General features: G+C 50.7%; 11 protein-coding genes and 1 tRNA gene. 3 read left to right on the top strand and 9 right to left on the bottom strand.

The window, feature by feature from the left end:
* Positions 1 to 63: 63 nt before the first annotated feature.
* The 3 genes from D515_RS17205 to D515_RS17215 all read left to right on the top strand — a co-directional run bounded on the left by D515_RS17205 (position 64) and on the right by D515_RS17215 (position 4,152).
* Entirely contained in the window at positions 64 to 2,106 is a 2,043-nt protein-coding gene (locus D515_RS17205) for a sensor domain-containing protein (RefSeq protein WP_002540315.1), read from the top strand.
* A gap of 172 nt (positions 2,107 to 2,278) precedes the next feature.
* Positions 2,279 to 3,274 (top strand): ubiquinone anaerobic biosynthesis protein UbiU, encoded by a 996-nt coding sequence (ubiU, locus tag D515_RS17210; protein WP_002540316.1) that lies wholly within the window; start codon positions 2,279 to 2,281, stop codon positions 3,272 to 3,274.
* Between the two features lie 11 nt (positions 3,275 to 3,285).
* Positions 3,286 to 4,152 carry a U32 family peptidase gene (locus D515_RS17215; protein ID WP_002540317.1) on the top strand — a complete coding sequence of 289 codons (867 nt, stop codon included), beginning with the start codon at positions 3,286 to 3,288 and terminating at the stop codon, positions 4,150 to 4,152.
* A gap of 56 nt (positions 4,153 to 4,208) precedes the next feature.
* Here the strand turns inward: D515_RS17215 and nlpI are convergent, their stop codons facing one another.
* From nlpI to D515_RS17260, 9 genes are all read right to left on the bottom strand, one after another.
* Complete coding sequence (gene nlpI / locus D515_RS17220) at positions 4,209 to 5,114, bottom strand: lipoprotein NlpI (protein WP_002540318.1); 906 nt, start codon at positions 5,112 to 5,114, stop codon at positions 4,209 to 4,211.
* Positions 5,115 to 5,192: 78 nt separating this feature from the next.
* Positions 5,193 to 7,322 carry a polyribonucleotide nucleotidyltransferase gene (gene pnp, locus D515_RS17225; protein WP_002540319.1) on the bottom strand — a complete coding sequence of 710 codons (2,130 nt, stop codon included), beginning with the start codon at positions 7,320 to 7,322 and terminating at the stop codon, positions 5,193 to 5,195.
* Positions 7,323 to 7,722: 400 nt separating this feature from the next.
* Entirely contained in the window at positions 7,723 to 7,992 is a 270-nt protein-coding gene (gene rpsO, locus D515_RS17230) for a 30S ribosomal protein S15 (protein ID WP_002540321.1), read from the bottom strand.
* Positions 7,993 to 8,123: 131 nt separating this feature from the next.
* Entirely contained in the window at positions 8,124 to 9,074 is a 951-nt protein-coding gene (truB, locus tag D515_RS17235) for a tRNA pseudouridine(55) synthase TruB (RefSeq protein ID WP_002540322.1), read from the bottom strand.
* Positions 9,074 to 9,466, bottom strand: a complete 393-nt coding sequence (rbfA, locus tag D515_RS17240) for a 30S ribosome-binding factor RbfA (protein WP_002540323.1) — start codon at positions 9,464 to 9,466, stop codon at positions 9,074 to 9,076. The genes truB and rbfA overlap by 1 nt, the downstream gene beginning before the upstream one ends.
* Positions 9,467 to 9,551: 85 nt before the next feature.
* Positions 9,552 to 12,251: a translation initiation factor IF-2 gene (gene infB, locus D515_RS17245; RefSeq protein ID WP_002540325.1), complete on the bottom strand. Its 2,700-nt coding sequence runs from the start codon at positions 12,249 to 12,251 to the stop codon at positions 9,552 to 9,554.
* A 21-nt stretch (positions 12,252 to 12,272) separates the two neighbouring features.
* Positions 12,273 to 13,760, bottom strand: coding sequence for a transcription termination factor NusA (gene nusA, locus D515_RS17250; protein WP_002540327.1), 1,488 nt, complete (start codon positions 13,758 to 13,760; stop codon positions 12,273 to 12,275).
* A 21-nt stretch (positions 13,761 to 13,781) separates the two neighbouring features.
* Complete coding sequence (gene rimP, locus D515_RS17255) at positions 13,782 to 14,237, bottom strand: ribosome maturation factor RimP (protein ID WP_002540328.1); 456 nt, start codon at positions 14,235 to 14,237, stop codon at positions 13,782 to 13,784.
* A gap of 169 nt (positions 14,238 to 14,406) precedes the next feature.
* Positions 14,407 to 14,483 (bottom strand) — tRNA-Met (locus D515_RS17260).
* Positions 14,484 to 14,514: the final 31 nt, after the last annotated feature.

The following is a 14,514-nucleotide window of genomic DNA, read 5'->3' on the forward strand; positions in this document are numbered from 1 at the left end:
GTTGTCTCAATAATGGAGTTGAATTTGGATATAGCTTCACTAGCTACGATGTATGGTGCCTAAATGCCCGTTGAGCAGTTGACCTATTGGTTTTCACGTCTTACTCAAAACAGTCCGTTTCTCTTTGCCGTTCTCGATAAACATCACCAATACCTCTGGGTGAGCCAGCGCTATTGTGAAATCAGCGGACTGGAGCAGGACGAACTGGTAGGAAAACAGGACCGAGAAATCCTTGGCGCCAGTTTTTATGATGCGCTAAAGCCTCACTACGAACGTGCCTTTGGTGGCGAAGCCACTGAAGGAGAAATCGTCCTGAACGATGGCATTCATGACTCCAGCTTCCATTTCAGCGTGACGCCACTCACCAACAGCGAGTGGGCCGATGGCGCGGTCATTTTCCATGCGGCAGATACCTCAGAAAGGCAGGTTCTGACTAGCGCACTCGAATCTTCAGAAAGCCGATTCAATAACCTTTGCCAACTCGTTGGTGAGGGATGCTGTGTGCTGGACGACGGTGTGGTTCTGAGCGCCAATCAGCATGCGGTGAAACTGCTTGGCTTTGACAGCCAGAATGAGATTCTCGGGGAAGACATCGAAAACCTGCTGGTGCCCCCAGTGAAAGGCCAATCGGTCGTCGCCTCCCTGACCTCACTGAAATCGGGGCAACAACTGGTATGCCAGACTAAAGGAACCGGTGACAGTCAAACCATTAATGTGTCTTATGGCTCGGTGAGTCTGCTAGGTGGAAGTGGTGCGATCATCACGCTTTCCCGCACCGCAGCCGTCACTGACCACAAACAGACGATTGAGAAGCTGGCACAATTTGACGCCTTAACGGGTCTTTACAACCGTCATGGCTTCTCCCGACGTCTGGAACAACTCATCAAAAGTAATACGCCGCTTCTGATGTTTTACCTTGATGTCGACAACTTCAAAAACATCAACGATTCCCTTGGTCATCATATTGGCGATCGCGTGTTGCAGGACATTGCACAACGTCTTCGAAAGCAACTCCCTGCAGATACCATTCTTGGGCACCTTGGTGGTGATGAATTCGCAATTTTGCTACCAGAACAAAGCAGCGATGAAGTGGCTGAAGAGCTTTCACAGAAGGTGGTCGACGTGATCAGCCAGCCTTTTGACCTCTACCATTTCAGTAAATACCTCGCCTGCTCTATTGGCTTGGTGAAATTCCCCGGCGACGGTAAAGATGCCCGCAGCCTGCTCCAAAATGCCGATACCGCGATGTACGAGGCGAAAGAGCAGGGTCGCAACCGTGTAGTGACTTACAACCAGCACATGAACAAAGAAGCGCGCATGCGTCTTTGGCTGGAAATAGAACTTCAAAAAGCGCTACAAAACAATGGATTGGAAGTCTGGTATCAGCCTAAGGTGAACGCCAAGGACTACACCATTAATGGGGCAGAAGCACTGGTACGCTGGAAGCACCCAGTAGAAGGGTACATCAGTCCGGGGCGCTTTATTCCGGTCGCTGAACGCTCTGGCATGATTGAACTGCTGGGTCGCAATGTCATGCGTGAAGTGTTCCAGACTGTCCGTCGCTGGCAGAACATGAAAGTACTGCCGGGCCGCGTGGCCATCAACCTGTCACCACAGCAGTTCCGTAACCCGAACCTGACCTCACACATGAAAAAGCTGCAAGCGGCGACCCAAACCGACCCTTCGCTCATAACCTTTGAGCTTACAGAGAGTGCGGTGATGAATGACGGCGAGCACGCAATCCAGATGCTCAACGCCATCAAAGATCTTGGCTTCTCACTATCGATTGATGATTTTGGTACCGGTTACTCCTCGCTCTCTTATCTCGCCAAGTTCCCATTGGATGAGATTAAGATTGACCGAGCCTTTATCTGCGACATGGAAACCTTCCCCAAGCAGGTCACTTTGATTGAAAATATCATCAATCTTGGCCGCTCGCTGAACATGTCCGTGGTAGCCGAAGGTGTCGAATCCGGGAAACAGGCCAGTGTGCTTGCAAACCTAAAGTGCGACACGATTCAAGGGTTCCATTTCTACAAACCCATGCCTCGGGCTGAGTTTGAAGCATTATTGAACAACAACCGCAAAGCAAAAATTGCGTCTTAACGATTACAACTAGAGAGGTGCCATTGACACCTCTTTTCTCTTCCCTCTTATCCGTTTGTTGGCACTAACCTGCCTTACATCAAAATCCCTCTCCCCAACACTCCCTACAATTCAGGGTTTATCGAAATACGAATAACCAGCCTGATGCTGACCACGCGATGTGGGGAGAAATATGGAATTGCTTTGCCCGGCAGGTAACCTTCCTGCCCTGAAAACCGCCATCGATAATGGTGCGGATGCGGTATACATTGGCTTCAAAGACGGTACCAACGCCCGTCACTTCGCAGGCCTGAACTTTGATGGTAAGAAGCTGGAAAAAGCCGTTTCTTACGTTCATGACCGTCAGAAACATATCCATGTTGCGTTGAATACTTTCGCGCACCCAGATGGCTTCCAACGTTGGACAGACGCCGTAGATGCGGCAGTGGATCTGGGCGTTGACGCGCTGATCATTGCCGATCTCGCCGTGCTTGATTACGCCGCCACCAAACACCCTGATATGGAAATCCATCTGTCTGTACAGGCGTCAGCCACCAATAGCGCAGCTATCCAGTTCTACAAAGATCATTTCAATGTGAAGCGCGTTGTGTTGCCACGCGTGCTGTCGATGCATCAGGTGAAGCAGTTGGCTCGCACCACAGACGTGGATTTGGAAGTGTTTGCCTTCGGTAGCCTTTGCATCATGTCAGAAGGTCGCTGCTACCTGTCGTCATACCTGACCGGTGAATCGCCTAACACTGTTGGTGCATGCTCACCGGCCAAGTACGTCCGCTGGCAAGAAACCTCAGAAGGCCTCGAATCACGCCTGAATGACATTTTGATCGATCGCTATAAAGCGGGCGAAAATGCTGGTTATCCGACGCTGTGTAAAGGCCGCTTCGTCACTGATGGTGAGCCTTTCCATGCACTAGAAGAACCCACCAGCCTCAACACCCTATCGATTCTGCCTGAACTGTTTGAAGCGAATATCGCATCAGTGAAAATCGAAGGTCGTCAGCGCAGCCCTGCCTATGTTGAGCAGGTCACCCGCACTTGGCGTCAGGCAATCGACAGCTATCAACGCAATCCGGAAAGTTATCAGGTGCTACCTCAATGGAATCAGTGTCTGGACAGCGTTTCAGAAGGTGCGCAGACCACCCTTGGCGCTTATCACCGTAAATGGCAGTAAAGGAGACTTCTATGAAATACTCACTTGGCCCACTCCTCTACTTCTGGCCAAAAAGCGATGTAGAAACCTTCTATCAAAAAGCGGTGAGCAGTGATGCGGATATCGTCTATCTCGGTGAAACCGTCTGCTCCAAGCGACGTGAAGTGCGTCCTGCAGACTGGATGAACCTGGGCCGCGAACTGGCAGCCAGTGGCAAACAAGTCGTGCTTTCCACTATGGCGCTGCTGGAAGCGCCAAGCGAAGTGAAAGTGATGCAAACCTACATCGACAATGGCGAATTCATTGTTGAAGCCAATGATGTCTCCGCTATTCAACTGGCGCACGAAAAATGCATCCCTTTTGTCGCGGGTCCTGCACTTAACCTTTATAACGCGCAAGCACTTCAAGTGGTGCTGAAAAAAGGTATGACCCGCTGGTGTATGCCTGTTGAGTTGTCGCGTGAATGGCTGCGCAAAGTGCTGACAGAAGCCGAGACGATTGGGATTCGCGATCAGTTTGAAGTGGAAGTCTTCTCTTACGGCAACTTGCCACTGGCCTATTCCGCCCGCTGTTTCAGCGCTCGTGCTGAGAATCGTCCAAAGGATAAATGCGAAACCTGCTGTATCAACTATCCGCAAGGTCTTGAAGTAAAAAGCCAGGAAGGCCAGTCCGTGTTCACCCTGAATGGTATCCAGACTCAATCTGGCTACTGTTATGACCTAAGTGCAGATACGGCTTCGATGGAAGGCCTAGTGGATGTCGTTCGCATCAGCCCGCAAAGCAAAGCAACGCTTGATGTGCTTGCCGGCTTTAAACGCGGCGAGTCAGGGTTTGCACCGAAAAGTCATTTCTGCAATGGCTACTGGCACAGCATTCAAGGGATGGCGACACAGCCTTAAGCCGCCTGAAAAACGAAAAAAGCCGCGAACGCGGCTTTTTCTTTATCTGAACCTCATCATGAAGATGGCGGATGACTCAGATCGTAAGCGATACGGCTCAACTCCAACATGGAGTAGCGGTGTTCAACGAAGTCATACACATTGCCAGACATTGCAAGCTTATAAAGGGCCACTGCGGAATTAATATCACCCTGCGCCTGATAGCGCTTGGCAAGATAGAAGTAACCTTCGCAGAGTCGCTCTGCAAGCTGAGCATTATCCGTACTGGTGTTCATCACCTCACGGAAGAAAGCTTCTTCACTGATATCGTTCAGGTACATTCTTGCCAGTAACCATCCCCAATCAAGCTTGTCTGAGCGGTCATAGCGGGCTCTCAGCCCCTGCTGGGCTTTTTCCGGGCCATCTTTTTCGAGCTCAGCAAGATACAACCACAGTGCGCGGTAAGCGTCATTCTCGTTATCGTTGTAGTGCTTGAGTAGATCGCGGACAGCCAGTTCGTAACGGCCGCCGTAATACAAAGCAATACCGCGGTTTCGCTCGGCAAACTGGTGCTGCTCGTTCAGTTCAAGGCTGGAGTCGAAAGCTTCATAGGCGGCGTCATACATACCACTCTGGGTAAAATAGACACCCAGAATGTTAAACACATCTGGCTGAGCAGGGTTATAGGAAAGTGAACGGTTAAAATCCAGACGCGCCAGATCGCGAAGACCCAGACTATCATTAATCAGGCCACGCTCGTAGAAAAGCTGCGCCCTGTCTTTTTCGGTTAAGTCATCACGCAGTAAAATTTGGTCGATACGCGCCAGCTGCACTTCCTGCTGCGTGGTTGGCTGCAGTGGCACCGCCATTGGCAGCATGTGCCAAGGCTGGTTGCTGTTCACTGAATTGCCCGAGGTCACACAGCCTGACAGCAGCAGTGCAGAGCCTAGAACCGTCAGTGGCAGCCAGTTAAGTTTTCGCATTAGCGCTTCTCTCCTGAAAAACAAAAAGGGGGCATTGCCCCCTTTGTTATACCGTGTTTCACGCTAAAGCGTAAACCGTTATGCGTCAGCTTCTGGCTGTGCGTCAGTTTCTGAAGCTTCCGGCGCTTGCTCTACCGCTTCTTTCATTGACAGACGGATACGACCCTGACGGTCGATTTCCAGAACCTTAACCTGTACTTCCTGACCCATTTCAACGTAGTCAGACACTTTCTCGATGCGCTTATCAGCCACTTGAGAAATGTGTACCAGGCCTTCTTTGGTGCCGATAACAGACACGAAGCAACCGAAGTCTACGATACGGGTAACTTTACCAGTGTAGATACGACCTACTTCCACTTCTGCAGTCAGCGCTTCGATGCGCGCGATAGCCGCTTTCGCTTTCTCGCCGTCGGTTGCTGCGATCTTCACAGTACCGTCGTCTTCGATTTCGATGGTGGTTTCAGTTTCTTCAGTCAGCGCACGGATAACCGCACCGCCTTTACCGATAACATCTTTGATCTTCTCTGGGTTGATCTTGATGGTATGGATACGTGGTGCGAACTCAGAGATATCGTCACGTGCAGAAGAGATAGCCTGATCCATCACGCTCAGGATGTGCAGACGCGCACCTTTTGCTTGGTTCAGAGCGATCTGCATGATCTCTTTGGTGATACCTTCGATCTTGATGTCCATCTGCAGCGCAGTCACACCGTCGTCAGTACCCGCTACTTTGAAGTCCATGTCACCCAGGTGGTCTTCGTCACCCAGGATGTCAGACAGAACAACAAAATCTTCGCCTTCTTTCACAAGACCCATCGCGATACCCGCAACAGATTTCTTGATTGGCACACCTGCGTCCATCAGCGCCAGCGATGAACCACAAACAGAAGCCATTGAAGAAGAACCGTTAGATTCAGTGATTTCAGATACTACGCGAACCGTATATGGGAATTCTTCCTGAGATGGCATCACTGACTGGATACCACGCTTCGCCAGTTTACCGTGGCCGATTTCACGACGCTTAGGAGAGCCAACAAAGCCGGTCTCACCTACACAGTATGGAGGGAAGTTGTAGTGGAACAGGAAGTTATCCGTTGTTTCACCAGTGATTGAGTCGATGATTTGCGCATCACGCTGAGTACCCAGAGTTGCCGTTACCAGCGCCTGAGTTTCACCACGGGTGAACAGTGAAGAACCGTGGGTACGTGGCAGAACGCCAGTACGAACGTCCAGTGCACGAACCATGTCTTTCTCACGGCCGTCGATACGTGGTTCGCCAGCAATGATACGGCTACGTACTACGTTCTTCTCAAGGCTGTACAGCATGCCTTGGATTTCACGTGCGTCCAGCGTCTCGTCTTGCTCAAGCAGTTGCTCTTTCACGCTTGACTTGATTTCGCCAACACGGTCGTAACGCGCCATTTTCTCAGTGATTTGGTACGCTTCGGTGAATCGTGCCTCAGCCAGTTCAGCAACACGCGCTTTCAGCTCAGTGTTTACTTCTGGTGCAGTCCAATCCCAAGCTGGAGTAGCAACTTCTGCTGCGAACTCGTTGATAGCCTGAATAACCACTTGCTGTTGATCGTGACCGAACACAACCGCTTGCAGCATTTGCTCTTCAGACAGACGGTCAGCTTCTGATTCAACCATCAGAACTGCGCCTTCAGTACCAGCAACAACCAGATCCAGACGGCTATTCTCAAGCTCAGTGTTGCTTGGGTTCAGTACCAACTCATCGTTGATGAAACCAACGCGTGCAGCACCGATTGGGCCGTTGAATGGGATGCCAGAAATCGCCAGCGCCGCAGAAGTACCAATCATGGTCACGATGTCTGGGCTAACGTTCGGGTTTACAGAAACCACAGTCGCGATAACCTGCACTTCGTTTTTGAAGTTGTCAGGGAACAGCGGACGGATTGGACGGTCGATCAGACGCGCAGTCAGGGTCTCACCTTCAGAAGGACGACCTTCACGCTTGAAGAAACCACCTGGGATTTTACCTGCCGCGTAAGTACGCTCTTGATAGTTCACAGTCAGAGGGAAGAAGTCTTGACCTTCAACCGCTTCTTTTTTACCAACAACAGAAACGAATACCGAAGTATCGTCCATGCTAACCATAACTGCAGCAGTCGCCTGGCGAGCCATTACGCCAGTTTCCAAAGTCACGGTGTGGTTACCGTACTGGAACGTTTTTACGATTGGATTCACGAGAGATTCCTTGTAGTTGTGCGCGAATACGCGCGGTTTTACTTTTCTTTCAAAGGTCTCACCAATCGCGACTAATGAGAAAGTTTTCGCCTTGGCTGGAAAGCTCTCTCAATAGTCGCGACCTGATGGTCGACTTCGTTGACTGTGAGTCCGATGAAAGCGCCAACATTATACACGGCTACACGATGAACGGTAACGTGAGACCGTAAGTTTCGTGCGTAAATGCCACAAAAATCTACGGATGTTGAAGGTTTATCCGCAATCGCCCTTTTAGGCATTGTGAGGAAAGCGCACCGAAGGCTAAGCCTAGTCGAAGGGAGGAGGTTTCGGGGAGCAAAAACGAGAAAAGGAGCCACAAGGGCTCCTTTTCGGAATGCGATACTTAAAAGCCAGAGGCTTATTAGCGGCGCAGACCCAGACGCTTGATCAGCTCCAGGTAACGGTCAGCATCTTTACCTTTCAGGTAGTCAAGAAGCTTACGACGGCGAGAAACCATGCGCAGCAGACCGCGACGGCTGTGGTGGTCACCTTTGTGCTCAGCGAAGTGGCCTTGCAGGTGGTTGATAGAAGCAGTCAGCAGAGCTACTTGTACTTCTGGAGAACCAGTGTCGTTTGCGCCTTGCGCGTATTCAGCAACGATTGCTGCTTTAGTTTCTGCATTCAGAGACATAGTCTTTTCCTAAATGTAAAAGGTTTTAATTTGTGTCAGCCAATCTCTGATTCAGCCGACACCCGAGGCGGCGAATTCTACAGCGATTCCCAACATAAGGCAACCGCTGCAGGCTTCATCACGCCATAAATTTATGCGTCGTGCGTGCGTACTAAACGGCGCGGCTTCAACATGCCTTCAGCATCGATTTCACCGACACCGATAAAGGTATTGTCTTCACCCATGGTCACACGGACAACTTCGCCTTCTGCTGGCGCATTGGGGATTTGAACCGCCTGACCTTGCAGTGCATAACTCGCCACTACAGGCAGCAGGTTCACTTCACGCAAATCCTGTACAGCAGTATCCAGTGGCAGAAGCAGCGGGTCCAGCAACTCACGCGGCTGAATGTCTTGCTCACGGGCTTGTTCAAGCAGCGCTTCCAGTTGCTCAAGCGTCACCATTTTCTCGTATGGATAGCCTGAAACGCCGGTACGGCGCAGCATAGTCACGTGTGCACCACAGCCCAGCATCTCGCCCAGATCGTCAACGATAGTGCGGATGTAAGTGCCTTTCGAGCAATGGACTTCCATCTCGACTTCCTGGCCTTCAAAGCGCAGCAGCGAGATTTCGTACACAGTGATCTTACGGGCTTCACGCGGTACTTCAATGCCTTTGCGGGCGTATTCGTATAGCGGCTTACCTTCGTACTTCAATGCCGAAAACATAGAAGGAACCTGCATGGTTTCACCGCGGAACGACGCAATGCTTCGCTCCAGATCACCCATGTTCACTTTCACTTCACGGGTTTCAACCACTTCACCGTCAGAGTCTGAGGTGTTCGTGCGCTCGCCAAGCTTGGCAATCACACGGTAGCGTTTGTCAGAATCGAGAAGGAACTGTGAAAACTTGGTCGCTTCACCGAAGCAAATTGGCAGCATACCGGTTGCCAGTGGATCCAACGCACCGGTATGGCCTGCTTTTTCAGCGAAGTAGATGTTTTTTACTTTCTGTAGTGCGGAGTTCGATGTAATGCCTGTCGGCTTATCCAGCAGGATAATGCCGTCGACAGGGCGTCCGCGACGACGAGGACGGCGACCCATTACTCTTCTTCTCCGTTTTCATCCACACGGCGCTCTTCGTCTGATTTCACGGCTTGAGAAACCAGGTTGGAGATACGCATACCTTCTGTCAGTGATTCATCAAAGAAGAAAGTAATTTCAGGAGTGACACGCAGACGAATCGCTTTGCCCAGCAGGCTTCGGATGTAGCCAGTCGCTTCTTGAAGCGCTTCCAGACCACCTTGTGGAGTTTGCTCACCCATAGTCAGGAAAGTCACGAATACTTTTGCGTAAGCCAGATCGCGGGAAACTTCTACGCCGGAAACCGTGACCATACCAATGCGTGGGTCTTTAATTTCGCGTTGCAGGATCAGGGCAATTTCTTTTTGCAGCTGCTGCGACACGCGTTGAGTGCGGCTAAATTCTTTTGCCATAACGCTCTTCTCTCATAAGAAATGGGGGGAAAGCGCTGAGCACTTCCCCCCATGGTGTTTATAAACAACCTGTTACAGTCGGTTATTATTCGATAGTACGTTTTACTTCGACGATTTCGAATACTTCGATTTGGTCGCCTACACGTACATCGTTGTAGTTCTTAACGCCGATACCACACTCGTAACCTTTCGCCACTTCTTGTACGTCGTCTTTAAAGCGACGCAGTGACTCAAGCTCACCTTCGTAGATAACCACGTTATCGCGCAGTACGCGGATTGGGTTGTTACGCTTGATGGTACCTTCAGTAACCATACAGCCTGCAATTGCGCCCAGTTTCGGTGACTTAAACACGTCACGTACTTCTGCCAGACCCATGATTTCTTGTTTGAACTCAGGTGCCAGCATGCCGCTCATCGCTTGTTTCACTTCGTCGATCAGTGCGTAAATCACTGAGTAGTAACGAAGATCCAGGCTTTCAGTGTCGATAGTCTTACGTGCAGATGCATCAGCACGTACGTTAAAGCCAACCAGAATCGCGTTCGATGCTGCTGCCAGTACTGCGTCAGTTTCAGTGATTGCGCCCACACCAGAGCCGACAATCTTCACTTTCACTTCGTCAGTAGACAGTTTCACCAGTGAATCAGCAATCGCTTCAACTGAACCTTGTACGTCTGCTTTCAGAACGATGTTCAGTTCAGACACTTCACCTTCAGCCATGTTAGAGAACATGTTCTCCAGCTTCGCTTTCTGCTGGCGAGCCAGTTTCACGTCGCGGAACTTGCCTTGGCGGTACAGTGCAACTTCACGTGCTTTACGCTCGTCACGTACAACAGTCGCTTCGTCACCTGCTTGAGGAACACCTGACAGACCCAGGATCTCCACAGGGATAGAAGGACCTGCTTCGTCAATCTCTTTACCGTTCTCGTCGCGCATCGCACGAACACGACCATATTCCAGGCCACACAGAACGATATCGCCACGCTTCAGCGTACCTTCCTGAACCAGAACAGTTGCGACTGGACCACGGCCTTTATCCAGACGTGATTCAACAACCACACCACTCGCCATGCCATCACGTACTGCTTCAAGTTCCAGAACTTCTGATTGCAGCAGGATAGCTTCCAGCAGCGCATCAATGTTCAGACCTTGCTTCGCAGAAACGTGAACAAACATGTTCTCGCCGCCCCAGTCTTCCGGGATAACGTTGTGCTGTGCCAGCTCATTCTTCACTTGATCTGGGTTAGCCGCCTCTTTATCGATCTTGTTCACTGCAACAATCAGAGGAACTTCAGCCGCTTTCGCGTGCTGGATTGCCTCGATAGTCTGTGGCATTACGCCATCGTCTGCAGCAACAACAAGAACAACGATGTCCGTTGCTTTCGCACCACGAGCACGCATAGACGTAAACGCTGCGTGTCCAGGAGTATCCAGGAAGGTGATCATGCCATTGTCGGTTTCAACGTGGTATGCACCAATGTGTTGGGTAATACCACCCGCTTCGCCCGATGCAACGTGCGCTTTACGGATGTAGTCCAGCAGCGACGTCTTACCGTGGTCAACGTGACCCATGATAGTGACAACTGGCGCACGTGGCTCACGAACCGCATCACCGTCACGATCTGACAGTACTGATTCTTCCAGCTCGTTTTCCTTGCGAAGAACAACCTTGTGGCCCATTTCTTCAGCTACCAGCTGAGCGGTTTCCTGATCGATAACCTGGTTGATGGTTGCCATTGCACCCATCTTCATCATAGCCTTGATCACTTCGGTCGCTTTCACTGCCATCTTGTTAGCCAGCTCAGCAACAGTAATAGTTTCGCCGATTTCTACATCACGGGTCACTTTCTGAGCAGGCTTCTGGAAACCGTGCTGCATTGAGGTTGGCTTAGCCATACGGCCTTTGATCTTGCCACCCTTGCCACCGCGTGGACGAGAAGATGAAGAGTCATCTTTCTCTTGTGCAGATTTTTTCTTTTTACGACGACGTGGTGCAGCTTCTTGACGGCGATCTGCCTCATCTTCTGCTTCACGTGCATATTTCGACGTCGTGGTGTGGTGATCAGCTGTTTCCATTACTTCAACAGCAGCTGCGTCTTGTTGACTCCAGCGCTCTTCGTTCAATTCTGCCATTTTGCGTGCCTCTTCTAGCTGGCGCTGACTTTCTTCTTCAGCTTTACGCTTGGCTTCCTCTTCCTGGCGACGCTTGAGTTCATCAGCTTCTTTCTTTGCTTGCGCCTCAGCTGCTTCACGAGCTGCAGTTTCTTCCGCAGTTTCGTTCGAAGCTTTTGCTTTCTCAGCCGCAATACGTGCTTTTTCTTCTGCTTCGCGCTTGGCCTTCTCTTCAGCCTCACGTTTTGCTTTCTCTTCAGCTTCACGTTTCGCTGCTTCTTCAGCTTCACGACGTGCCTTTTCCTCGGCTTCGCGTTGTGCTGCTTCTTCAGCTTCACGTTGTGCAGCTTCCTGAGCTACACGCTGTTCTTCCAGTTCACTGCGCTTCACGTAGGTGCGCTTTTTACGCACTTCTACCTGAACATCCTTACTCTTTCCGCCAGCACCTGAAACACTCAATGTGCTGCGTTTTTTGCGCTGTAACGTCAGTCGAGTTGGAGCGCTACCATCATCACCATGCTCACGCTTAAGGTGAGACAGTAAGGTTTGTTTCTCATCTTGGCTTACATTGTCGTCTGCCGATTTCTGAATGCCTGCATCTTGAAATTGCTTCAGCAAACGTTCTACCGGCGTGTCAATTTCGCTCGCCAGTGCTTTAACTGTAACCTCTGACATTCTGCTCCTCCTTTGCTGCGCTTAAGCTTCGTCGCTGAACCAGCAAATATTGCGCGCAGCCATAATCAGCTCGCCCGCTTTAACTTCATCCATTCCCTCGATATCCAGAAGATCATCTGTGCCTTGGTCAGCCAGATCTTCCAGAGTGCAAACGCCTTTCGACGCCAGGCGGAACGCCATTTCACGCTCCAAACCTTCCAGACCAAGCAAGTCTTCTGCTGGCTCTGCACCATCAAGGATTTCTTCTTTTGCCAACGCAATAGTGGTCAGTGCTTCTTTCGCACGGTTACGCAATTCATCAACGGTGTCTTCATCCAGACCATTGATTTCCAGAAGCTCTGCTGCTGGTACGTAAGCCACTTCTTCCAGCGTCGTGAAGCCTTCTTCAACCAGCACTGCAGCGAAGTCTTCATCGATGTCCAGATGTTTGCTGAACAGTTCGATAGACTGACCAGCTTCTTCCTGGTGTTTCTTCTGAAGATCTTCCACGGTCATTACGTTCAATTCCCAGCCTGTCAGCTGAGACGCCAAACGTACGTTTTGACCGTTACGGCCGATAGCCTGTGCCAGGTTGTCAGCTTCAACAGCGATATCCATCGTGTGGGTGTCTTCATCCACGATGATGGAAGCAACGTCTGCTGGTGCCATTGCGTTGATAACGAATTGCGCTGGGTTGTCGTCCCACAGCACGATGTCGATACGCTCGCCGCCCAACTCACCAGATACTGCTTGAACACGCGCACCACGCATACCCACACACGCACCTACTGGGTCGATACGCTTGTCGTTGGTTTTTACCGCGATTTTTGCACGAGAGCCCGGGTCACGAGCCGCGCCCATCACTTCGATCATCTCTTCGCCGATTTCTGGCACTTCAATGCGGAACAGTTCGATCAGCATTTCTGGCTTTGAACGGGTCATGAAAAGCTGGAAACCGCGCGCTTCTGGGCGTACAGCATACAGCAAACCACGAACGCGGTCGCCTGGGCGGAAGTTTTCACGTGGCAGTTGATCGTCACGCTGGATTGCCGCTTCTGCGTTGTTACCCAGGTCAACGATAATCACATCGCGGTTTACTTTCTTAACGACACCGGTGATCAGCTCACCTTCGTTGTCCATGAACTGCTCAACCACTTGTGCACGCTCTGCTTCACGTACTTTCTGCACGATCACTTGCTTAGCAGTTTGGGTCGTGATGCGGTCGAACGTCACTGATTCGATTTCGTCTTCAACAAAACCGCCCAGATCCAGTGTCTCATCTTCAAATTGTGCCGCTTCCAACGTAATTTCACGCGTTGGCAGCGCCACATCTTCTACCACCAACCAGCGGCGGAAGGTGTCAAACTCACCAGTTTTACGATCGATAGCAACACGTACATCGATGTCAGCTTCGTATTTTTTCTTTGTAGCTGTAGCCAGCGCCGTTTCCAGTGCTTCAAAAATGCGCTCACGTGGAACTGCTTTTTCGTTGGATACCGCTTCTACGACAGCCAAGATTTCTTTGTTCATGAACTAATGCCTCATTTAACCTTAAAATGAAGGAACCAGGTTGGCCTTGGCGATATTGCTCAGGGCGAACGCTTCTTCGTTGCCATCGACCTTGATGGTGACGGTTTCGCCTTCGACAGAAAGAATTTCACCTTTCCACTTGCGGCGGTTCTGCATGGCCATCTTCAGCACAATGTTCACTTCATGGCCAACAAAGCGCTGATAATGTTCTGCTTTAAACAGTGGTCGCTCCAAACCAGGAGACGACACTTCCAGGTTGTAAGCCACAGTAATTGGATCTTCGACGTCCATTACTGCGCTAACCTGGCGGCTAACTTCAGCACAGTCTTCAACTGTGATGCCGTTTTCGTGATCAATATAGATACGAAGGGTGGAGTGTTGTCCTGCACGAACAAACTCGAGCCCGACCAGTTCGTAATCTAATGCCTCTACAGGCGCTTCAAGCAAGGCATGAAGCTGTTTCTCTAGTCCGGTCATACAAACCCCAGAAATAAAAAAAGGGCCTAAAAGCCCAGTTATCCATCCGAATGGTCATCTTCAGATAACAAAAAACCCCGAATGTCGGGGTTTAATGTAACTGGACCCTGATGTCATGATTTCTCATGACCAGTGACTGTTTTGGTCTCTATAAACAATCACCTCAAAGTGGTTGCGGGGGCCGGATTTGAACCGACGACCTTCGGGTTATGAGCCCGACGAGCTACCAAGCTGCTCCACCCCGCGTCCGAACGGCGCACATTATATCGTCGCCTCA

The organism is Grimontia indica, assembly GCF_000333895.2.
In the GTDB taxonomy this organism is placed as follows: domain Bacteria; phylum Pseudomonadota; class Gammaproteobacteria; order Enterobacterales; family Vibrionaceae; genus Enterovibrio; species Enterovibrio indicus.